The organism is Candidatus Tumulicola sp., assembly GCA_035601835.1.
In the GTDB taxonomy this organism is placed as follows: domain Bacteria; phylum Vulcanimicrobiota; class Vulcanimicrobiia; order Eremiobacterales; family Eremiobacteraceae; genus DATNNM01.
Genome location: DATNNM010000003.1, coordinates 58884 through 80610 on the forward strand (window position 1 = coordinate 58884; position 21727 = coordinate 80610).

At 64.2% G+C, this 21727-nt stretch carries 22 protein-coding genes; 7 read left to right on the forward strand and 15 right to left on the reverse strand.

All coding sequences use genetic code 11. The features are described from left to right. Positions 1–30: 30 nt before the first annotated feature. The 4 genes from VN934_00695 (at position 31) to VN934_00710 (ending at position 4171) form a co-directional block, all read left to right on the forward strand. Complete coding sequence (locus VN934_00695) at positions 31–546, forward strand: hypothetical protein (GenBank protein ID HXM17309.1); 516 nt, start codon at positions 31–33, stop codon at positions 544–546. Positions 547–654: 108 nt separating this feature from the next. Then, positions 655–2340: a methylmalonyl-CoA mutase family protein gene (locus VN934_00700; protein ID HXM17310.1), complete on the forward strand. Its 1686-nt coding sequence runs from the start codon at positions 655–657 to the stop codon at positions 2338–2340. A gap of 3 nt (positions 2341–2343) precedes the next feature. Then, positions 2344–2757 carry a cobalamin B12-binding domain-containing protein gene (locus tag VN934_00705; protein HXM17311.1) on the forward strand — a complete coding sequence of 138 codons (414 nt, stop codon included), beginning with the start codon at positions 2344–2346 and terminating at the stop codon, positions 2755–2757. Positions 2758–2761: 4 nt separating this feature from the next. Then, complete coding sequence (locus VN934_00710; GenBank protein ID HXM17312.1) at positions 2762–4171, forward strand: AMP-binding protein; 1410 nt, start codon at positions 2762–2764, stop codon at positions 4169–4171. Between the two features lie 10 nt (positions 4172–4181). Here the strand turns inward: VN934_00710 and VN934_00715 are convergent, their stop codons facing one another. The 8 genes from VN934_00715 to minC form a co-directional block, all read right to left on the reverse strand. Then, a complete protein-coding gene (locus VN934_00715; GenBank protein ID HXM17313.1) occupies positions 4182–4724 on the reverse strand; it encodes a gamma carbonic anhydrase family protein in 543 nt (180 codons plus the stop codon). A gap of 11 nt (positions 4725–4735) precedes the next feature. Continuing rightward, positions 4736–8095, reverse strand: a complete 3360-nt coding sequence (locus tag VN934_00720) for an Rne/Rng family ribonuclease (protein ID HXM17314.1) — start codon at positions 8093–8095, stop codon at positions 4736–4738. 302 nt (positions 8096–8397) lie between these two features. Continuing rightward, entirely contained in the window at positions 8398–8910 is a 513-nt protein-coding gene (locus VN934_00725) for a hypothetical protein (GenBank protein HXM17315.1), read from the reverse strand. After that, positions 8910–10028, reverse strand: a complete 1119-nt coding sequence (gene rodA / locus VN934_00730; protein ID HXM17316.1) for a rod shape-determining protein RodA — start codon at positions 10026–10028, stop codon at positions 8910–8912. The genes VN934_00725 and rodA overlap by 1 nt, the downstream gene beginning before the upstream one ends. 42 nt (positions 10029–10070) lie before the next feature. Beyond that, on the reverse strand, positions 10071–10472 hold the full coding sequence (gene minE, locus VN934_00735; protein ID HXM17317.1) for a cell division topological specificity factor MinE: 402 nt from the start codon (positions 10470–10472) through the stop codon (positions 10071–10073). Between the two features lie 5 nt (positions 10473–10477). Continuing rightward, on the reverse strand, positions 10478–11404 hold the full coding sequence (gene minD / locus VN934_00740; protein ID HXM17318.1) for a septum site-determining protein MinD: 927 nt from the start codon (positions 11402–11404) through the stop codon (positions 10478–10480). Then, positions 11401–12192 (reverse strand): septum site-determining protein MinD, encoded by a 792-nt coding sequence (gene minD / locus VN934_00745; protein HXM17319.1) that lies wholly within the window; start codon positions 12190–12192, stop codon positions 11401–11403. The genes minD (VN934_00740) and minD (VN934_00745) overlap by 4 nt, the downstream gene beginning before the upstream one ends. 10 nt (positions 12193–12202) lie before the next feature. Next, positions 12203–12943, reverse strand: a complete 741-nt coding sequence (gene minC / locus VN934_00750) for a septum site-determining protein MinC (GenBank protein ID HXM17320.1) — start codon at positions 12941–12943, stop codon at positions 12203–12205. Between the two features lie 189 nt (positions 12944–13132). Here minC and VN934_00755 point away from each other — a divergent pair, with 189 nt between their 5' ends. Further along, positions 13133–15112 (forward strand): M48 family metallopeptidase, encoded by a 1980-nt coding sequence (locus VN934_00755; GenBank protein ID HXM17321.1) that lies wholly within the window; start codon positions 13133–13135, stop codon positions 15110–15112. A 133-nt stretch (positions 15113–15245) separates the two neighbouring features. Further along, positions 15246–16283: a hypothetical protein gene (locus VN934_00760; GenBank protein HXM17322.1), complete on the forward strand. Its 1038-nt coding sequence runs from the start codon at positions 15246–15248 to the stop codon at positions 16281–16283. A gap of 32 nt (positions 16284–16315) precedes the next feature. Here VN934_00760 and recR read toward each other — a convergent pair whose 3' ends face one another. From recR to dnaX, 3 genes are read right to left on the reverse strand one after another with little or no spacing between them, the layout of a single operon-like run. Further along, positions 16316–16915, reverse strand: coding sequence for a recombination mediator RecR (gene recR / locus VN934_00765; GenBank protein HXM17323.1), 600 nt, complete (start codon positions 16913–16915; stop codon positions 16316–16318). Positions 16916–16931: 16 nt separating this feature from the next. Then, positions 16932–17234 (reverse strand): YbaB/EbfC family nucleoid-associated protein, encoded by a 303-nt coding sequence (locus VN934_00770; GenBank protein ID HXM17324.1) that lies wholly within the window; start codon positions 17232–17234, stop codon positions 16932–16934. A gap of 8 nt (positions 17235–17242) precedes the next feature. Continuing rightward, the gene (dnaX, locus tag VN934_00775; GenBank protein HXM17325.1) at positions 17243–18871 is read right to left on the reverse strand and encodes a DNA polymerase III subunit gamma/tau; all 1629 of its coding nucleotides are present in this window, start codon (positions 18869–18871) and stop codon (positions 17243–17245) included. Positions 18872–18964: 93 nt separating this feature from the next. Here dnaX and VN934_00780 point away from each other — a divergent pair, with 93 nt between their 5' ends. Further along, positions 18965–19096, forward strand: coding sequence for a hypothetical protein (locus VN934_00780; GenBank protein ID HXM17326.1), 132 nt, complete (start codon positions 18965–18967; stop codon positions 19094–19096). Between the two features lie 72 nt (positions 19097–19168). Here the strand turns inward: VN934_00780 and VN934_00785 are convergent, their stop codons facing one another. The 4 genes from VN934_00785 to VN934_00800 are packed head-to-tail and all read right to left on the reverse strand — an operon-like array spanning position 19169 to position 21646. Beyond that, complete coding sequence (locus tag VN934_00785; protein HXM17327.1) at positions 19169–19801, reverse strand: zf-HC2 domain-containing protein; 633 nt, start codon at positions 19799–19801, stop codon at positions 19169–19171. Continuing rightward, entirely contained in the window at positions 19798–20340 is a 543-nt protein-coding gene (locus tag VN934_00790) for a sigma-70 family RNA polymerase sigma factor (protein HXM17328.1), read from the reverse strand. Before VN934_00790 ends, VN934_00785 begins: the two co-directional genes overlap by 4 nt. A 47-nt stretch (positions 20341–20387) precedes the next feature. Then, positions 20388–21296 (reverse strand): metallophosphoesterase, encoded by a 909-nt coding sequence (locus VN934_00795; GenBank protein HXM17329.1) that lies wholly within the window; start codon positions 21294–21296, stop codon positions 20388–20390. Beyond that, entirely contained in the window at positions 21293–21646 is a 354-nt protein-coding gene (locus VN934_00800; protein ID HXM17330.1) for a cupredoxin family copper-binding protein, read from the reverse strand. The genes VN934_00795 and VN934_00800 overlap by 4 nt, the downstream gene beginning before the upstream one ends. Positions 21647–21727 lie beyond the last annotated feature (81 nt).

Sequence of the window (21727 nt, forward strand, 5' to 3'; positions counted from 1 at the left end):
CGGCCTGCTTCCAAGCGATTTACAATAGCGGTGTGGGTCGCCATTATCGTTTTTCTTTCGGCCATCTATCTGCCCATTTTGCTTGTTTTTTCGCCGTTTGGAGATCAACGGTTAACCAAGGGTTTAGCCCTTTACTACATGATCATCTTGGTCATGTATTTCACCTATAGGGTCGTCACCGCGATTGTCTTCTCGGCAGCCGGCTTGGTTGGCTACACGCGCGATGTTCGGAAGTTTCGAGCATTGGGGGAAGTGCCGCCCACACGCACCGCCGATCAACGGTCCGACGCTCAACTCGACCCAGGTCACGTCCAGTCGGCGCTTCGAGACCTCAATGTGGTTTGTGGCACGTGTCCTCGTTGGGTCAGTGAGGGCGTCGATGCGGTACTGGCACTTGCACCTGGTCCAGACCGTCGTGAAAAGCGTGCCGAGCTTCTTTCGCGACTCTACTGGCAGGCCGGGTTTTCTTCGGACCCTTTTGAGGTCCGCAGGGCATACAACCGCTTGCGCATCGCGATCAACCCAAACGTGGACTCGCCGGACTAAAGTCCGGCATACCACATTAGCCTAGGACCGCCTAGCGAGTCCCTATAATAGCTGGGACCCGGGCACGTCGCCCCGTGCTCGTTTCAAAAGGGTCAAGGAGTTCGGCTGATGAGCGCACAGACTCTCAAGCACGTTCCCCTTTCAGACGCGACGCGCGCTTGGGAGCAGATGACGCTGCTCCCCTTCATCGAAAAGCGTCCGGAGCGACGACAAGTCTTCCGCTCCTTCAGCGGCGTTGAGATGAAGCGCCTGTATACGCCTGAGGACCTCGGCGATCACGACTACCTCGCAGATGCGGGCTTCCCGGGTCAGTATCCGTTCACGCGTGGTCCATATCCCACGATGTATCGCGCGCAGCCGTGGACGATGCGTCAGATCGCAGGCTTCGGCACCGCTGAAGATACCAACGCGCGTTTCCGCTACCTCATCGCGCAGGGCCAGACGGGCATCTCGACCGACTTCGACATGCCCACCCTCATGGGCTACGACAGCGACGACCCGCTCAGCGAGGGCGAAGTGGGGCGCGAGGGCGTCGCCGTCGACACCGTCGACGATGTGCTCGAGCTCTACCGCGATATCGACCTCGAGAAGATCTCCGTCTCGCTGACCATCAATCCGACCGCTTGGATCCTTCTCGCGATGTATCTCGTGGCTGCGCAAGAGCGCGGCTTCGATTGGAAAAAACTTTCAGGCACGACGCAAAACGACATCATCAAGGAGTACGTCTCGCAAAAGGAATGGGTCTACCCGCCCAAGCCCGCGATCCGCATCGTGCGCGACACGATCGTGTTCGGCGCACGCCACCTCCCTCACTATAATCCCGTGAACATCAGCGGCTACCACACGCGCGAGGCCGGCAGCACCGCCGTCCAAGAGGTCGCGTTCACGCTTGCGGCCGGGATCGCATACGTCGAGGAAGTGCTCAAACTGGGCATCGACGTCGACAGCTTCGCGCCACGCCTATCGTTCTATTTCGTCTCGCAGATCGATTTCTTAGAAGAGGTCGCGAAGTTCCGCGCAGCGCGGCGCCTTTGGGCGCGCATCATGAAGGATAGATTCGGAGCGAAAAGATCCGAATCCATGAGGTTGCGCTTTCACTGCCAAACCGCGGGCGCCTCGTGCACGGCGCGCGAACCGCTGAACAACATCTCGCGCACGGCGCTCGAGGCGCTCGCGGCCGTGCTCGGCGGGGCGCAATCGTTGCACACCAACGGCTACGATGAGGCCCTATCCATTCCCAGCGAGGCTGCGATGAAGATCGCGCTGCGCACGCAGCAGATCATCGCGGAAGAGAGCGGCGTCGTCGGCACCATCGATCCGCTTGCCGGATCCTATGCCGTCGAGCGGCTGACTTCAGACATCGAACGCGCCTGCCGCGATTATTTCGAGGAGATCGATCGGCGCGGCGGTGTGGTCGCTTGCCTCGACGCCAATTTCTTCCAGACCGAAGTGGCCAACGCCGCATACGAGCTGTATGGGCGAAAGGAGCGGCACGAATTCGAGTTCGTCGGCGTGACGAAGTATCGCGACGATAGCCCTAGCCCCGCGCTCGAAGTGCACCGCGTCGACGAGTCCGCGGCGAATCGTCAGCTGCAGCGGTTGGCCGCCACCAAAAAGCGGCGCCGGCAGCCGGCGGTCGACGCGGCGCTCGCAGAGCTCGTGCGCGTCGCCGCCACGGATGAGAACATCATGCCGGCGACGATCGACGCTGTGAGGGCACGTGCCAGCATCGGCGAGATCGTCCGTGCGTTAAAGCCGCTTTTCGGCGTCTATGTCGAGAAGCCGGTCTTCTGACCGATGCCGATCAGAGTTCTCGTCGCCAAGCCCGGACTTGACGGTCATGACCGCGGCGCGCGCATCGTGGCCCGCGCGCTGCGCGATGCTGGCATGGAAGTCATCTACACGGGGCTCCACCAGACGCCGGAGATGATCGTCAACGCGGCTATGCAGGAAGACGTCGACGTCATCGGCGTCAGCATCCTGTCCGGTGCGCATATGACCGTGTTCCCCAAAGTGATGGGCCTTCTCAAGGAGCATGGCGCGGACGACATGATCGTGATCGGCGGCGGCGTCATCCAAGCCGAGGACATGCCGAAACTCCAGGCGCTGGGCGTGCGCGCGCTCTTCGACGCAGAAGCCACGACGCAGGATCTCGTCGACGGCATCACGCGATTGGTCGCCGAGCGAGAGTCGACACGGGAGAAGACGTAAGAACGTGACCGAAGCGGGATCCGCGCCGCTAACCGCGGCCTGGCCGCCCGTCTACGACTCCGGCTATCGTCCTCAAGCCAAGGAGCCTTATTGGGATCGGCGCCGAGAGACGATGTCGGCAGACGAGCGCGCATCGGTCGTCCTTTCGAAAATCCAGGCCGTTATGCGCTGGGCGTACGATCGAGCCCCCTTCTATCGCCGCCGTTGGTCCGAAGCCGGGTTGCAGCCGGGCGACATCCGCTCGCTCGCCGACTTTGAGCGCGTGCCGACGATCAACAAGGCCGATCTGCGCGCTGACCAGTCGGAGCACCCGCCCTACGGTTCGTATCTCTGCATCGAACCGCTTGAGATCGCGCGCATCCACGGCACCTCTGGGACGAGCGGCCGGCCGACAGCATTCGCCTGGACGGCGGATGATATGGACCGCATCGCGGAGGCGCATGCTCGCATCATGTGGAGTTTCGGTCTGCGGCCGAGCGACACGGTGTTCGTCGGCTCGATCTTCTCGCTCTACGTCGGGTCCTGGGGGACGTTGCTCGGCGCGGAGCGCCTGGGTGCGGCGGTGTTTCCGTTCGGGGCCGGCGTCGCAGGCCAAACATCGCAGGCGATCCAGTGGATGAGGCAGCTGCGTCCGACCGCATTCTACGGAACACCGTCCTATGCGCTGCGGTTGGCGGAGGTCGCTCGCGCTGAAGGCATCGACCCGCGCTCGCTCGGCTTGCGCATCATGTTCTTCTCAGGTGAACCGGGAGCCGGAATCCCGTCCATGAAGCGCTTGATCGAATCGACGTTCGGCGCGAGTTGCATCGACTCGGGCAGCATGGGTGAAGCGACGCCTTGGATGAACATCGCCGAATGCGCTCAGCGGACCGGCATGCATCTTTGGCAGGATCTCGTCTACACGGAATTGCTCGATCCGCGAACCTGGCAACGCGTGCCATACGGCGGCACGGGTACGCCCGTCTATACCCAACTCGAGCGGCGTTGCCAACCGATGATCCGGCTCGTCTCCGGTGATCTCGCCGAATGGACCGACGCGCCGTGCGCGTGCGGCCGGACCTACCCGCGTTTTCCGCGGGGCATCATCGGCCGGATCGACGACATGCTCACGATCCGAGGCGAAAATGTCTATCCGAGCGCCATCGAGGATGTGCTGCGCAGCTTCACCGGGCTCGGATCAGAGTTCGAGATCGTCGTCACGCGCGAAAACCAACTCGATGATCTGCGCGTTCGCGTCGAAACCACGCCAATCGGCGGTGCGCCCGACGATCTGGCGGGACGCGTAACCGCGGCGCTGCGCCGGGTGCTTGGCATCCGGCCGACGGTCGAGCTCTGCGAACCGAATTCACTCAAACGAACAGACCTGAAATCGCGCCGCGTCCGCGATGAACGTCGGCTCAATACACGGACCTAAGGGTCCGTGGCTACACTAACGTCTCGTCGACGATGCCGATGCCTTGCTCGCGATAGTCCTTTGAAAGCCGGACGTACGCGTCGGCCGCGATCTCGATCCAGTGAGCCGCGCTGCCTTCGAGTTTCTTCTTCACCTTGGCCGGCGCGCCGGCAGCCAAACATGCCGGGGGTATTTCTTGGTCCTCCAGCACGACCGAGCCCGCGGCGATCAACGCACGTTCACCGATCTTGGCGCGGTCGAGGACGACCGCGTTCATGCCGATGAGCGCACCGCGCCCGACATGGCAGGCTTCCAAGATAGCGCCGTGCCCGATCGTGACATGGTCTTCGATCACGGTGTCGTGACCTTCGTACACGTGGATGACGACATTATCCTGAACCGAGGTCTTCGCGCCGATGCGGATGCCGGCTTCATCGCCGCGCAGCACGGCGCCGAACCAGACGCTCGCGCCATCGCCGATCTCCACGTCGCCGATCAAGGCGGCCGTGGGCGCGATGAACGCGCCCTTGCCGATCTTGGGCGTCTTGCCGTTGAACGTCAGAATGCACGCCATTGCGTTTAGCCCTACTCCTCGGTCTCGTCGATGAACGGCTCGCCAATAGGCGCCCGGAAGTGCGGCGCACCCTCGGGTGGTCCTCCGTCGGGGGCGTCCTCGCGTCGGCGTTCCTCCGCGCGTTCGCGCGCGCGCAGGCGGCGCTCGTCGAGATCGTCTTCATCCGTGACGAAAAGCGAGCTATCCGGGGTATGCGCTTCTGGCCTCTGCGATGCCATCGGCGTTTCGAATTCGTCATCGGGCGGCGGTGGATACAGCTGCCGGATCTTGCCCTTGGGCGGCGGCGCCGCTCCCGGCTGCCGCTTCATGGCGCCATGCGAAGGCCTGCGACGCCCCATGGGCGGGTTCTTGGGCGCGGTTCCGCCCTCCACGACCGGTTCCGGCTCGCTTCCGGGCGGCGGATAGAGTTGCTTGACGGTGCGCGGCGTGCCGTCGCTCCGTCCGCGTCCTCGACCGCGACCGCCCCGATCCTCGCGGCCGCCTCGCCCGCCTGGCGGGCGTTCCGGACGATCGCCTGGCCCACGCCCGTCGCGCGGTTCGCGCGGTCCGCGATCTTCGCGTGGTTCGCGCGGTCCGCGATCTTCGCGCGGTTCGCGCGGTCCGCGATCTTCGCGCGGTTCGCGAGGCCGCATGCGCGGCGGCGGCGCTTCCTGGAATTCGACATCGATCGCGGCCGGCTGTGATGGGCCGATGACGACGTCGAGTTCGTCTTCGTCGAATTCGTCTTGCGGTGGCCGCGGTGCACGCGGCGCGGGCGCCGTTCGCTCGCGCTGATCGCGCGCGCGTGGTTCGCGCACGCGCGGTTCGCGCTCGCCCTCGCGGCGCGGTCGCTCGCGTATCGGCGCATTTGCTGATTCCAGGTCCACCGGTGCGCCATACAATTGTTTCACCGGCCCGAAGAATCGGCGTGGGCGGCGCGGTTCGGGCGCGTCCGAATCTCTCGGACGAGCTTCCTCTTCGTCGTCGATCGCCGGGGTATCCGCCACAACCAACTCGTCTTCGGTCTCTTCGTCGCCCGCAGCCGTCTCGTGCGACGGCGCAGCCCTGCCTCCGCGTCCGCGACGACGGCGACGGCGACGGCGCGCGGCTTCTGCGCTCTCTTCGGTTTCTTGCGCCGCAGCCGGCGCGGGAAGTCCGCTTTGGCGCTTCTCCGGCACGATCACGACCGCCGAGTCGTCATCGTCATCGTAATCGATGTCGGATTCGCCGCCGACGATCAACGGTTGGAATCCACCGCGCGTTTCAGGGGCACGGCCGGGCCGGCCGCCGCGCGCAGAACCTGGTCGTCCTCCGCGCGCCGGCGGGCGTGTGCCGGTGCGCCGGCTCTCGTCGCGGCGTCCTTCATCGCGCTTGGCTTCATCGCGACGGGGTGCTTCACGGCGCGCATCATCGCGCCGGGGTGCTTCGCGGCGCGCATCATCGCGCCGGCCCGTTCCGGCCGCTCCGGCGCGCGCGACCGGACGATCGCGCCGCGCGCTGCCGCGCCCGGCACCGCCGGCCTGACGGCCGCCGCGCAGCGTATAATCCTCTTCTTCTTCGTCCTCTTCCAAACCGAACACGTTGCGCGGCATCGCTATCCGGTCGACGCGAGCCGGTGCCGGAGTCGCCGGCGGACGCGGCATCTCCTTGGTCTCCTCGCCCTCTGCGGCGGCACGGCCGCTGCGACCGCGCCTGCGGCGCCGTTTTGCGACCTGCAGCGGTTCTGCCAACTCGGCGTGCGCGATGTTCGCGTCAACCGATGTGATCTTCAACTTCGCCGTAAGACCCGCGCCGCTCGCAGCATCCTTGACTTCGATGAGCATGCCGTCCACCACGGCGATACCGGAGGACGGATCGGGCATGCGCACGGGCAGCAGGTCGGCCTCGATGTCTTTGCCGACCAGCACCGGGCGGCGCTGACGATGCGCCGGCTCGAAGACGATCTGCTCGCGATGGCGATGCGGCTGCACGAACAGGCGCAGCTCCGCGTTCATGCTCTTGGCCAGCTTGTCGAACTCTTCGCGATACCAGCCCATCAACTGCGTGGCGACCGAAGGATCGATCACGATGTCGTAGTTCTTGTTGTTGCCCCCGTCGATGCCGGTTTGGCGGATCTGGCGCAGCAGCGCGATCGCCAGCGTCTCGCTCGACATCACGGTGCCGAGCCCGGCGCAGTACGGGCACTCCGAGCGCAACTGACCTGCCAGGTCCTTGCCCACGCGCTTGCGCGTGAACTCGAGCAACCCGAGATTTGAGAATTCTTGGATGGTGCTGCGCGTGCGATCGCGCCGCAAGGCATCGGACAGCGTGGCGATCACCTGCGCGCGGCTCCGCTCGTGCGCCATGTCGATGAAGTCGACCACGATGATGCCGCCGATGTCGCGCAGCCGCACTTGACGTGCGACCTCTGCCGCAGCCTCGATATTGGTGCGCACGAGCGTGTCTTCAAGGTTCTTGCCGCCGGTGAACTTGCCGGTGTTGACGTCCACCACGGTCAGCGCTTCGGTGGATTCGAGCACCAAATGCCCGCCCGAGGGCAAGAAGATCTTGGGCTTCAGCAGTTTTTGCAGCTCTTCATCGATGCCGCGCACCGCGAATAGGTTGCCCGGCCCCTGCCACAGCTTGAGCCGGCTCAGATATTGTGGGCCGAAGAGCGCCATGGTATTGCGGATCTCTTCGTACTGCTCTTTGGAGTCGATGAGGACTTCTTCCACGTCGCTCGTGAGGAAGTCGCGCACGGCCTTGAAGACCAGGTTCAGATCTTTGTGCAGCAGCGAGGGCGCGCTAGCGCGCTTGTACGATTCGAGGATGCTGTGCCACAGGCGCAGCTGCACGCCGAGGTCGGCGATGAGTTCGGCTTCGCTGACGTTCGTCGCGGCGGTGCGCACGATCGTGGCCATGCCCTCGGGACGCACGCGGCGCATGATCTGTTTGAGCCGGTTGCGCTCCTGCTCGTCTTCGATGCGCGACGACACGCCCGAGTAGCGGCCGGTCGGCATGAGCACGAGGTAGCGCCCCGGCAGCGAGATGTTCGTGGAGACGCGGGCGCCTTTGAGCCCGCGCGGTTCTTTGACGATCTGGACGAGGATCTCGTCGCCGACCCTGAGCAGTTCGCCGACCGTGCTGCCGCGGCGGCGGTCGGTGATCTCGGTCTCCCCGATGTTGATCGGGTCGCGGCGGATGTCGTCTACATAGAGGAACGCATTGCGGCCGAGCCCGATGTTGACGAAGCACGCCCCCATGCCCGGGAGGACGTTCTCGACGCGGCCCTTATAGATCGAGCCGATGACCTTTTCTTCGCGTTCGAAATAGATCTCAGCAAGGGCGCCTTCTTCGAGCACTGCGACGCGGTTCTCCCAATCGTCGCATGAAATGAGTATCTCGGTTTTCAAAAAAGTGTACCTGTTCTAAAGGAAAGCAAAAACGAGCGCTTTGCATAGTAGCAAAGAGCTCCGGCGCAGCGTCAATCGAAGCTGCGCGCTTTGTTCTGGGGAAGGATTGTAGAATCTGTACGTTGCTCCGGATCGTAGTCCACCGGGTTGTTCCGCGAGCCGCGGCGGCCCTAGTCTAGTGCTGCCTGCTCAAGCGGGGCCCGATGAGTCGAAAAAACTTTCTCAGATGGCGGCGTCCGTTTTATCGTGTGGACTGCGGCGCCAACATCCATGGTATTCGCCGAACCGCCCTCATCCGCCCTTTATCGCGGGACAAGCAGTATGGCTGCGGACGTCAGCCAGAGCACCATCCCGCACGCCAGGCACGTCACAGCCTGCCGCTGCCGGCGCTCTCGCAAAGCAAGCGCTGCTAGCGACGCGGCGGCGATCACCCCGCCGGTCAAATAGTACAGCTTCGCGCCAAAGATCCAGGCCAACGGCAAGAAGTGCAACCCCACGATGAGCGCGATGAGCGACACGATGAGATCGCGCCTGCCTTGGCGAGCGACGAGAATGATGGCGCCGATGATGAGGATCCATTCGAGGCTCACGATGGTCCAAAACCAGGCGCTCGTTGCCGAGGTCGCCGCAGCCGGGACCTGAGGCAGATGCTGTGCGATCAGCATCTGTTTGACTGCGCCGGCTGCGAGCGCCGCCGTGCCCAGGCCGACCCCGAGCCAGGCGCGCCAATCGAGGACGCTTGCAAAGTTCGCCGCCATCAGCAACCAGAGCGCGCCGAATCCAGTAAGCAGGAGGATGCCGATCGCCTCAACCATCAGCCTGATTCTGAAAAGGACATCTTGTCGCGTTGCAGATGGATGTTCAGCAAGATGCCGACCGCCATGAGAGACGTGATCAGGCTGGAACCGCCATAGGAGATGAAGGGCAGCGGGATGCCCGTCACCGGCATGATGCCGATCGTCATGCCGATGTTCACCAGCATGTGGAAGGTGAACATAGCGATGATGCCCACCGCCACGAGCAAGCCGTACTTGTCGCGTGCCGCCGTGACCGCGAACATGGCGGACCCGAGCAGCAGCGCGTAGAGCCCGAGCAGCGCCAGCGCGCCGAGGAAGCCGAGTTCCTCGCCGATGACCGAGAAGATGAAATCGGTCGCGTGCTCCGGCACGAAGCCCAACTGCGTTTGCGTGCCCTGATACAGACCTTTGCCTGCGAGACTGCCGGAACCGACCGCGATTTTGGACTGGATGAGGCTCCAACCCGCGCCCTGGGGGTCGTGTTTGGGATCGAGAAACACGAGCAGCCGCTGGCGCTGGTAGCCCTTGAGGAAATACGGCGTCGCCACCGCGATGAAGCCTCCGAGCGTCACGGTTACGGCGTACGCCGCGAAATGAAGAATCTTCGGCAGCGCAAAGAAGAGCATGACGGTGAGAATCGCCATGAGAACGAGCGCGGTGCCGAGATCCGGCTGCTTCATCACGAGCGCCGCCGGCACGACCACCGCCGCGATCGGCAGCCACATCTCCCAAATGTGCTGGTACGAGCGCTTGGGGCTTGCCAGGATCGCCGCGAGCGAGAGTATCATGAACAATTTGGCCGGCTCTGACGGCTGGAAGACGAAGGGCCCGATGCCGATCCAGCGCTGAGCGCCAAGCGCTTGATGCCCCGCGACCGCCACCGCTCCCAGCATCAGGATGTTCAGAAGGTACAGCGGCCATGCCAAACGCTGCCAGAGATGATAATCGACGAAGGCGAACGCGAGCATGAGCGCCGCGCCGACGATGAGGAATGCAAGCTGGTGGGTGAAATCGCTACGGCCCCCCGGGATGTGCAGCGCGGCGCTCTTGATGACGATCAAGCCGAAGACCGAAAGCGCAATAGCCGCTGCGAGCAGCGGATAGTTCAGCGATTGATACCAGGGCCGTTCCAGCATGGGGTTAGGGTAGGTTGGACAACCGGGGCTAAAGCCCCGGCACTACAAGGACGTGTCCGGCTCCACGGGCGCGTCCGGCTCTACCGATGGCGTTTCCGCGTCAGGCGCGACCTGCGGCTTGCGGCGCCGGCGGCGGCGCCGAGGCATCTTCTCTGAGACGAGCGCTGCGTGTCCATCCCCATTGGGTTTCGGACGGATGCTGAGCACCGGGATGTTGGCCAGCAGCATGAAGCGCCGCTCGGCGCTTTCAAAATGCACGTCCAAGCCGCCCTCATCGATATCCAGGTAGCGGCGCACGACCGAGATCATCTCACCCTTCATCGCGTCGAAGATCTCCGGAGCCAGGGACACGCGGTCCGACATCAGCACCAAACGCAGCCGCTCCTTGGCCTGGCTGCCGCTGGCTTCTTCGCGCCGGAAGAACCTCGTGATGAAATCCAACATGCTTTCTATCCTCCGCGCGTGTCCGGCCGCTGCAGGCCGAGCGTCATTTTCAGACGTGTCAGGAATCCGTCCGCCGCTTGGAACGTCGGAATCGGTATGGATTCCCCAAGCAGCCGTTGCACGATGCGCCGAAAAGCCGCGCCGGTCTCCGAGCCTGGGATGTCGATGACCGGCGTGCCGCGATTCGCCGCGATGATGATATCCTTTTCGTCGGGCACGACGCCGATGAGCTCGAGCCGCAAGATGTCCACGACATCGCTGACGCTCATCATCGTGCCTTTCTTGACGAGCGCCGGCCGCACGCGATTGACGATCAGCCGGGACTCGACGTCGGGCGGCAGCAGCCCGATGATGCGATCGGCGTCGCGCACCGCTGAGACCTCGGGCGTCGTGACGATGATAGCTTCCTTCGCGCCCACCACCGCGTTCCGAAAGCCTTGCTCGATGCCCGCCGGGCTGTCGATCAACACGAAATCGAACCGCTCGGCGAGCGTGCGCACGAGCGCGGCCATCTTGTCCTGCGGCACGTCGTCCTTTTCGCGATCCTGCGCCGCCGGCAGCAAGAACAACGTGCGCCGCGCGCGATCGCGCACGAGCGCTTCGTCGAGCGAGCATTTCTCTTCGATGACGTCGAGGAGATGTTTTCGGACGCGGTTCTCAAGCCCGAGCGTGACGTCAAGATTGCGCAAGCCGACGTCCGCGTCCACGACGACGACGTTCTTGCCCGCTTCGGCCAGCCCGCTGCCCAGATTCGCGGTCGTCGTCGTCTTGCCGACGCCGCCTTTGCCCGACGTGACGACGATGGTGCGGCCCAACGAGACCTTCTTGTCGGGGCGTGCGATGGCTTCGCGGGCGGTTTCCGCCGGCGCCTCTTGATTCGAAAGGCTCAGCGCTTCTTCGACGGTCATCTCTTCGCGATTGATATCCGTCATTGGCCGGTTCCGGTCACGAGGCGCCGCAGCCGGCCCCACAGACCGTCTTCGGAGAGATTGGTGAGCGGCACGTTTTCGCCGAGCAGGCGCCTGGCGATCGCGTTATAGATGCGCGCGAGCCGGCGGCTCGCATCCAACACGATTGGTTCGCCGCGGTTGGTGGTGTCGATGATCTCTTCGTCGTCCGGCACCACGCCGACCACATCGCGGCCCAAGATCTCGACGACGTCGTCCACGCTGAGCATGTCACCGGTGCGCACCATCTCGACGCGCACGCGATTGATGATGAGACGGCAGCGCCGATTGCCGAGCATGCCCAAGATGCGGTCTGCGTCGCGGATGGCCGCTACTTCGGGAGTCGTGACGATGAGCGCCTGGTCGGCGCCGGCGACGGCATTGCGAAAACCGTGCTCGATGCCCGCAGGACAGTCGATGAGCACGTCATCGAAGTCAGCCGCCAGCTTGCGCATGACGATGCGCATCTGATCTTCCGTGACCGATTCCTTGTCCTTGACTTGCGATGCGGGCAGCAGGTAGAGGTTGTCGAAACGCCGGTCCTTGATGAGCGCCTGGCGGGTCTGGCAGCGTTCTTCCACCAGATCCACCAAGTCGTATACGATGCGCTTTTCGAGCCCAAGCACCAGATCGAGGTTGCGCAAACCGATGTCCGCGTCGACCAAGGCCACTTGGCGGCCCAGTTTGGCCAGCGCGCCGCCTAGGTTGGCCGTGGTGGTGGTCTTGCCGACCCCTCCCTTGCCCGAGGTGATCACATAAACTGTGCCTGGCATGTCTCTCCCGTTACAACGTCGCCGGTTCGGTTGTTATTCGCCCATCGCGCAGGCGCGCTATTTCCGGTTGCGCGGGCTTTTTGCGCCGCCGCTCGTCGGGCGCGACGGCGATGGCCCGGGATATGCGCAGTTGCATCGCCTCCAGCCGCAGCGCCGCAACGCTCGCGCTGTCGTCTCCTTCTGCGCCGGCATGCGCCACGCCCCGCAGCGCGCCCCAGACCACGATGTCGCCGGTGGCCACCAATTCAGCTCCCGCGTTGACGTCGCCGATCACCACGATGTGGCCTACTGAGGAAAGCGACTGACCCGAGCGCACCGTGCCTTTGTAATAGAGCGTAGCGCTGCCGTCAGGGGCGGCGCCGGCGCGTCCGTTGCGGGCGCTCTTGCGCGAACGCCCGCCGTCTCGCTCGCGGCGCCGTTCGGGCACATCGGTCCGATCGTCGCGGATGCGCGGCGCCGCCGCGATGCTCGCACCCACGAGGCGCAGCCCGGCGGAGCGGGCAAGCGCGGCCAGTTGCGCGTCGTCGCACACAGCGCCGTCTGCGACGATCCCGAATTGCTCCAACGTGGCGATGACCGCGCTTACTTCCGACTGCTCGGCCGGCAGCGAACCGAGCATGAGCACCGCTCGGCTGCCTTTGTAGAAGCCCGGCAGTGAGGTCAGCCGCTCGCGCAGCTCCGCTACGGCGCCCGAGAGAGGCCGCTCTTGGAGGTGCAATAGCAGACCCGACTTGGTTCCTTTAATCTGCACGGTCATTCCACCAAGGCGTTAATCGGAAAATGTGCCGATTACGGACTCGGTTACGTTTCCCTTGTGGAAAAGCTGTGAAAGAACTGTGAAAGAAATGTGGATTGGATGGCATCGTTTGCGAGCGCGTCCGCAGGGAGTTCCCCGCAAGCCGTCGCAAAGTAAAGGACCTTGACCCTCGGGAGAGCAGCCATGAACGTGTGGAAACGCGCCCTCGCAGCGCTGGTGCTGCTTGCATTGCTCGCCTCGAGCATGCCGTCGCCGGCAGGCGCCGTGTCGACCGGCACCGAGATCCGCATCGGGCAAGACGCCGTGAAACAGGTCGAGGCCGAAAACGCCCTCGTCAACGACCCCGTGCTCAACAACTGGGTCAATAATCTGGCCGAGAACCTCAAGCGCTACCGCGCGCGGCCGGACATCAACTACACGTTCAAGATCATCGACACGAACAGCATCAACGCGTTCTCGCTGCCCGGCGGTTTCGTGTATGTGAATTTCGGACTGCTCAACTTCGTCAACTCGGACGACGAATTGGCCGGCGTCATGGGCCACGAGATGGGTCACGTGGAGCGGCGCCACCAGATCACGCTGCAGGCGAAGGCTCAGGCTATCAACCTGATCATCGGCATCCTGTCGATCTTCTCGCCTTTCGCATACCGCTTCGGAAATCTGATCGGCGGGTTGTCCCTGTACAAGTTGTCGCGCATCGACGAGCTGCAGGCCGACCAATACGGCTTGCTGTTGATGACGCGCGCCGGCTACGATCCCATGGCCATGGTGTCGTTCATGGATCGCCTCCAGCACGAATACGGGCCGAATGCATCGGGGCTCGAGAAATACTTCGAGACGCACCCGGACCCCAAAGCGCGCATCGGGCACCTGATGGGCTATCCGGAACTCGCAAAGACCAATACGCAGCAGCTCCTCGCGCAGGCGATCCACGACGAGGAAGAGGGCCGCTACGCGTTCGCAAACAACAAGCTGGATCAAGTCCTGAAGGCCGATCCTGCGAACCAGCTCGCGCTGCTGCACAAGGGGCAGGTCGAATTGGCGCTTGGCAGCTTTGACAAGAGTCAAACGGCGCTCGCGCAGGTCGCAAGCTCCTCCAAGAACACCGATCCGGCCGGTGCCGCGGCCGCCCGCATGCTCGCGATGCTGCCACGAGATCCTCAACCGGCCAAGGCGCTGCTGAATCCGAATCTCGACCCGCTGCGCCAGCAGGTCGCAGCCGCGCTTGCAGGTGCGAAGAACAATCAGGCGGCGATCGACGAGCGCGTCAAGCTCGGCAAAGACGATCTGAAGCAGCTCAACCAGCGTCTCGACGATCTTTCGTACGAAGTGCCCAATTTCGGCAACGTCGACATCAGGCCCGGAAGCCGCATCGAAGCCGTGTTCCAGGACCTGGAGCACATGTCCAAAGATCTCAACGTCCTGCTCGACAAGGTCGACTTCATCACGCAGGAAGCGCCCAGTCTGCAAAAGGACGATCTCGGCGTGCTGAACGAGATGCAAGCGCCGCTGCGCGAAAAGGCGCTGACCGGCGACACCTTGCGCCGCTTGCCCTATTACAAGGACTTGCTTTCGCAGATGAACACGTCGGCGGGCGATATCGTGAACTCGCTGACGGCGGCGCGCGGCGCGATGGCCTTGGCTTGGCAGTCATCGCCTGCGCTCGATGCCTATTTCCGTGAGCTGTCGCGCAGTTCGCTCGATTTCGGCGGCGATATCTCGCCGCGCACGGCGCAAAAACTCAAACCGCTCGCGATCGCGGCAGAGCAGCAGCTCGACACCGCCGCCAACGCGGCTGAGGAAGCGAACCGGCGCTACTTCTCCGCGCAGGCGCGCCAGCTGCAAGCCCGCATCACGCTGCTCGGGGTCAACTTCCCCGAGGCACGCTACGAATCGCTCGCCCGCTCGATCCACGCTCGCCTCGGCATCGACGCGCCGAGCTACGACGAGGCGCTCGCCTTGAATCTGTCGCCGGGCGACGTCGCAGTCGCCTCGTGGTTCGCGGCCGAGGAAAAAGTGCCGGTGAGCACGGTCATCAACGAGCAGCGCGCCAGCAAGAAGACGTGGATCGACCTAGCGCTTGACAAGCACCTCTCGCAGGAGTCGCTGGAAGTGACGCTTGGGATGTGGTTCTTAGGCTACGCCGAAACGCCGGCAATGTAGGCCTGAGGCTTTAGCCCCGGTAATGTAGTGCCGGGGCTTTAGCCCCGGGGACATGGTAGCGGGACCCTTGTGGTCCCGCTTCTCTTGTAACAAGGGCGCCGTTCGATGGGTAAGGTACATTACACAAGACGCTATGGCTACTGACGTTCCCGCACTCCCTCGCTCCGAAGACTCCGGCAGCCCGTTTGTCCGCTGGCTCGAGCAATTCCGCGACCGCATCAATCTGGGCATGATCGACTCGCACGCTGCGAAGCGCATCCGCTTGCTCGTGACCGGTACCGGCGCCGACGAATTGCTCGACGTGTTGGACCCGGATGGGTCCGCGCGCAGCGCCGTGTTCGACCATCTGGAGACCGCGCCGGGCTGGTCGATCGCCGACAGCGCGACGCGCGCCATTTTGGTCTGCGGCGACGCAGGCGTCGTGGATCGACCTGCACCCGAACATCTCGAGTCCTCGGCGCTCCCCGTTTTCCTCATCGATCGGCCGATCGGCGACGACGAGAACCCCGCCGTCACGACGCACGCGGTGCCGCATCGTCCGTCTCCCGGCCAGCCTGCTCGCTATCGCGTCAGCGAACTCACGCTCGCGCAGTTGCGCAGGCACGTCCTGCCCGACGTCGTCGAGGCGTGCCGCGGCCTCGAGGTGTCGCTCGGTGCCCAGGTGCCCGCATTTCGCCCGACCGTTGCAGCCAAACTGTCGGTCGATTGCGCCATGAACAGCCTCAAGGTCGCGGGGGCATCGGCTCTCGTCGACCACGTGCCGGTGCTCGGCCTCGTCTTGGGGAGCATCGCTTCGGCCGGCGACACGATCGCGATCACCGGCATGCAGGTCGCCATGCTGCTCAATTTGGCAGCCACGTATGGCAAAAAGGCGGAGATGGCCCGCATCATCGAGCTGCTGCCGGTGATCGGGGGCGGGTATGGCTGGCGCGCGCTGGCGCGCGAGTTATCCGGCTTCATCCCGATCGCGGGGCCGGTGATCAAGGCCGGCATCGCGTACGCAGGATCGCTGGTCATCGGTCAGGCTGCTTCATTCTACTACGAGACGGGCGACCGCATGGCGCCTGACAAGTTGAGCGCGCTCTATCGCGAGGCCATCGACCGGGCTAGAACGCTGGCAAGAGAGCTCGTCGACAAGCTCAAGAAAAAACCCGACAGCAAAACCCCCTAGAAGCCCTTGTAGTGCCGGGGCTTTAGCCCCGGTTAGATCGCCCGGCGGCCCTCGAGCGCGCGCGCCAGCGTCGTCTCGTCTGCGTAATCGAGTTCGCCGCCGATCGGCAGGCCGTAGGCGAGGCGCGTCACTTTGGCGCCGAGCGGCGCGAGGAGCCGCGAGAGATACAGCGCGGTCGACTCGCCCTCGGCGTTCGGATTGGTGGCGATGATGACTTCCTTGATGCCTTCGGCGCCGATCCGGTCGACGAGTTCTTTGACCTTGAGCTGTCCGACGCCGATGCCTTCCATCGGCGAGATCAGCCCGCCGAGCACGTGGTACAGCCCGTTGTACGTCATCGCCCGTTCGATGGCGTAGACGTCTTTGGCTTCGCCGACCACGCACAGCATGTGCGCATCTCGGCGCGGATCGTCGCAGATCGAGCACACCTCGCCCTCGCTCAAACCGAAGCAGCGCTTACAGAAGCGGATCTTATCTTTCACGGCGACGATCGCTTCGGCGAGAGCCTGCGCGTCCTCGCGGCTCGCGGACAGCAAGTAAAACGCGAGGCGCGCCGCGGTCTTGGGCCCGACCGTCGGCAGTTTTTCCAGTTCGCCGATCAGGGCCCCAAGCGGGCCGGCGAGAGAATCCACAGTCGGAATGGGCGCCCTACAAGCCCGGTATGCCGAGGCCGCCGGCGAGCGGGCCCATGCGCGAACGCGAAAGATCCGAGACCTTTTCCTGCGCGTCTTTGAAGGCCAACATGAGAAGGTCTTCGAGCGTGCCGATGTCTTCCGGATCGCATGCCGCTTTGTCGATCTTCACCGCAAGGATGCCGCCGTGGCCGTTGAGCGTGACGGTCACCACGCCTGAGCCGGCGACGCCGGTCACCGTTTCGTTGGCCAGTTCTTCTTGGATCCGCGCGAGCTGCTCTTGGAGCTGGCGGGCTTGTTTCAGCAGGTTTTGATTCATGCTCTCCTCTACAAAAGGTCAGCGCCGAGGACCGATTCTGCCACGGCGAAACTCGAAGCCGGCCTCCGCGCTTCGCCGATCACGAACTCCACGCGCGGCCTCACGTCGGCGACCGCCGCGATCGCGTCTGCTACTACGGCTTTCATCGCGGCCGTGTTCAGCTCTTCGAGAAAGTGCTTCTTCGCCACGCCGAGCGTCACCATTTCTCCGGACGCCTCGACGACCGAAGCATGTTGGACGTACGCGAAACAGGTCTTGGACCGCTCCTGCACAGCGCTCAAGAACAGCGGCCATTTGCCGTCGAGTTTGGCGCGGTTCAACGCACCTGTGCCGGCCCGTTGCGAGACCTCCGGGACCTCCGCTCGAGCCGCCGCCCTTGTGGGCGCTTTGCCGGCCTGCGTTTTATTGCCGCCGCCGACGCCGGATTCGGCTCTGCCGCCTGCGCGCTCTTCCAACGTGCGGACGCGATCCGTGAGCGTCGCAAGCGTGAGTTCGTCCGAGGGCACGATCAGGCGGGCCAGCGCAAGTTCGAGGTCGATGCGCGGCTGGGTGGAGAAACGCTGCGCGACGCTCTCGGAAAGGTAGCGCAACGCGGCCATCACGCGCGCCTTGCCCAGCTTTTCGGCGACGGCCGCGATGCGCTCTGCGGTTTCCGGCGGCGCTTCGGCTTCCAGCACGTCGCGGCTGGCACGCGCCAGCAGCGCGAGCCGGAACCAGCGCAGCAGTTCCTTGGCGAGCCAGCCGGGATCCACGCCCTGGGCTGAGGCGTCGGCCACGGCGTTCAACGCCGCGGCGATATCCGCGTCCGCGACGGCGTCCACGATTCGATCGATGATGTCACGGTGCGATTCGCCGAACGCCACGTCAAGAACGGCGTCGGTTATGGCGCCTCCGTCTGCGAACCCGCGCGCCTGCTCGAGCAGCACCAAGGCGTCGCGCAGCGCGCCATCAGCGAGATGCGCGATGCGCCGGGCCGCGAGGTCGTCGATTTTCACGCCCTCTTTCTTGGCGACGTCGAGCACGCGGTCGGTGATGACCGCCGGCGACATGCGGCGGAACTCGTAGCGCTGGCAGCGCGACATGATGGTGGCCGGCACTTTGTGCAGTTCGGTGGTGGCCAGAATGAAGACGACGTAGTCCGGCGGCTCCTCGAGGGTTTTCAGCAGTGCATTGAACGCCTCGGGCGTGAGCATGTGGACTTCGTCGACGATGTAGACCTTCTTGCGGAAGCGCGATGGCGGGAATTGCACGCGATCGCGCAGCTCCCGGATCTCGTTGATGCCGCGGTTGCTCGCCGCGTCGATCTCGATGACGTCGAAGGCGGTGCCGGCGGCGATGGACACACAAGCCTCGCAGTGCCCGCACGGATCCGGACGGGGGCCGTTGGTCATGCAGTTCAAGCACTTCGCGAAGATGCGCGCAGCGGAGGTCTTGCCCGTGCCGCGCGGACCGGCGAACAGGTACGCGTGCACGACGTGATTGGTCTTCACCGCGCTTTGGAGGCCTTGCACGACGGCCGGCTGGCCGACCAGTTCGTCGAAGCCGCCGGGGCGGTGCTTGCGGTAGAGGGTCACTGAATCTGATGCCGTCTTTTGCGCCACCCTGACGCCTTCGGCGGCGCGTTCGTCATTCCTCATGCCGCTGGGATGAAGTCCGCGTGAAAGTGGGCCTTCGCTTTGCGTGAACCGCGGCTCTCTCCGTGCGCTACTACTAGCGAAAGGAGAACACAAATGTTCTTAACTCTCGCAGCCGTCGCGGCAGCCACCGTCATCTCGAGCCACGACACGTCATACTTCCCCCACGATTACCAAACAGAGATCGTCGCGCGTGTGGACGCGCTTACCGGCGACGCAGGGGCGTAAAGCCGAAGCAACCCGGGGCTAAAGCCTCAGGCCTACAAACCAGCCCGGCGTCGAACGACGCCGGGCATTCTCTTATTTTTGCGACCAGTTGAGCGATTGCGGGCTCGTCGGATCCTCGCCGATACTCGTGACGGAGAAACCGTCGATCGATCCGGGCGCCTGCTCGAAGTACCTCGCGGCGCGGCCGGCGCCATCGGCTGCGAATTCGCCCACTTTCGTCGGCGCACTTCCGCGCTTTTCCCACAGCACATACCGGGCGCGCGGAGTCAAGCCGTCAGCGACGACGTAGACCCAGCGCCCATCCGTTGCTTGAAGCACTTTCGCGCTGCCGCTCGGTCCGAGCAGTTCGTGGTGTTGGAAATGGCTATGCACGATGGCCGCGATCGGCAGCGTCGGTAGGCCTTGCTGAAGGTTGACGTTCCAGATCAGCAGGCCGATGCTCGCCGCCATCGCCGCCGTAGCGACAGCCCAGGACGGCGGGACGACGAAGCGCCGTGGCCGGCGAGCCAGCGGCGCCACGAGCGAGCGCCGCACGTCTTTCTCGCCGTCGAGTTGAGCGAGCGCGTCGACACCGGTCATCGCTTCCGTGATGAGCACCGCGCATGTCGGGCAGCTGTCGGCGTGACGCAGCAATTCATTCGCCTCGGCCGGCGTCAAGCTGCCGAGCGCGAACGCGTCGATGTCATCGTATGGATGCTGTGTCACGATACTTGCGGCCTCAGCACGCGGGCGAGACGCTGCAGTCCGAGCTGCGCGCGGCGTTTGACGGTGCCGAGCGGCGCGCCCGTCTGCTCGGCGATCTCCCGCATTGTTTTGAACTTGTAGTATGCCAGTGCGATCACGTTGCGTTGCTCCTCGGGCAATTCGGCGAGCGCCGCGCGCACCTGCGTGCTTGCGGCTTTGGCGCTCACGCTATCAAAGGGTTCGGCAACCGCCGGACTCTCTTGTTCGAAGACGCGTTCCTCTCGGCGGCCGCGGCGCTGATCGCTGCGCAGCGCCGCAAGCGCGGCGTTGCGCGTGACCGTGACGAGCCATGGACTGATGCCCGCGGTGCGTACCACCAAGCCTTTCCGATGCAGCCACAAGGCTAGGAAGGCTTCCTGCACGGCGTCCTCGGCGCGCGCGTCGTCTTGCGACACGCGGTATGCGACGGCTTTGCAGCGCCGCGCGTATCGCGAAAACGCATCCTCTAAGGCAGCCGGGTCGTCGTCGCCCAGGCGGCGGATGAGATCGGTATCGTCCATCGTTCTCAGGGTTAAAGCCATTCTCCGAGGCTAAAGCCCCGGCACTACTACCCGAGCGTCTCGTCCGCTATCGCGATCGGATGCGAGCCGGTCTGCACGGTGACCGTGCGAATCCCGAGGTGCTTGCCGAGCTCGCCGGCCGCGACCTTCAGCGGCCCCGGTTTGGGCGCAGTCCCGGGCGCGGGTTGTGGAAACGCGGTGGATGCGGCCGTGTAAAACGTCACTTTGCCGTCCACTTTGGTGAACACCTGATGGATGTGGCCGTTCAGCACCGTCACCGAATCGAAACGTCCGAGCATCGACAGCAGTTCCATGTAGTCATCGGTGCTCCAACCCCAATCCGGGTACACCGCGGCGAGCGGGATGTGCGCGAAGACCACGATCGGCGTGCCGTTGCGCTGCCCGGCGAGATCTTGGCGCGCCCATTCGAGCTGGTCCCGCCCGAGGATGCCGCCTTTTTTGATGTCGAGGACATTGGTGAGGGCGAGCGAGTGCACGCCCGCGGCGTCAAAACTGTACCAGGGTTTCATCACGTTGCCACGCGACGCGAACATCTTCCAGAACGTCTCGCCGCGATCGTTGATCACGTCGTGCTCACCCGGCACGGCATAGAACGCGCCGGCCTTGATCGTGCCGAGCATCTGCTTGACCGTGTCGAACTCACTCGGCTTGGAGAGGTGTGAGAGATCGCCGGTATGCATGACGAAGTCCGGCCGCACCGGCAGCGCGTTGATCATGTCGATGGAGCGCTGGAACGTGCCGATGACGTCGTGGTTGGCCTCGCCCGGGAAGCCGATGTGCGTGTCGCTGATCTGCACGAACGTGCCCGTCGCGGGCGTGACCATCGCGTCTGCCAGCGTCTTGCCCACCAGGCCGGCAGGCGTCAGCGTGTACAGCACGCCTGTGCCGCACCACGCCATGCATTCGAGGAACTCGCTGCGGTTGAGGTCATTCATTGCCCACACTCCTTGACGATGATAACGCCTCTCATAAAAGGATGCACTTTGCAGTAGTACTCATATTTGCCGGGTTTGTCGAAAACGTGCTTGTAGGTATCGCCCAGGCCGAGGCCCTTCGAATCCCACGACCCGTCCAAGCCGGTGACGGTGTGCGGATCGTCGTCGTTGTTCTTCCAGACGAGCGTTTTGCCGGTGCAGACGGTGAACGTCGGCGGCTTGAACGCGTAATTGTCGATCGCGAGGTCGGTATCGGCGGCGCTTCCAGCCGTGCCCGAAGCGACGCCGGTCAGCAATGCGGCGACCGCGAGCGCGATCGTCAGGCCGACTCTTTTGGCGAAGTCTTTCATGACCCATATATGCCGCCGGGGGCAGGCCGGTTCACCCGGAGCCGGCTGGATACTTACCGGGTGGAAAGCGCCGGCAGGAGC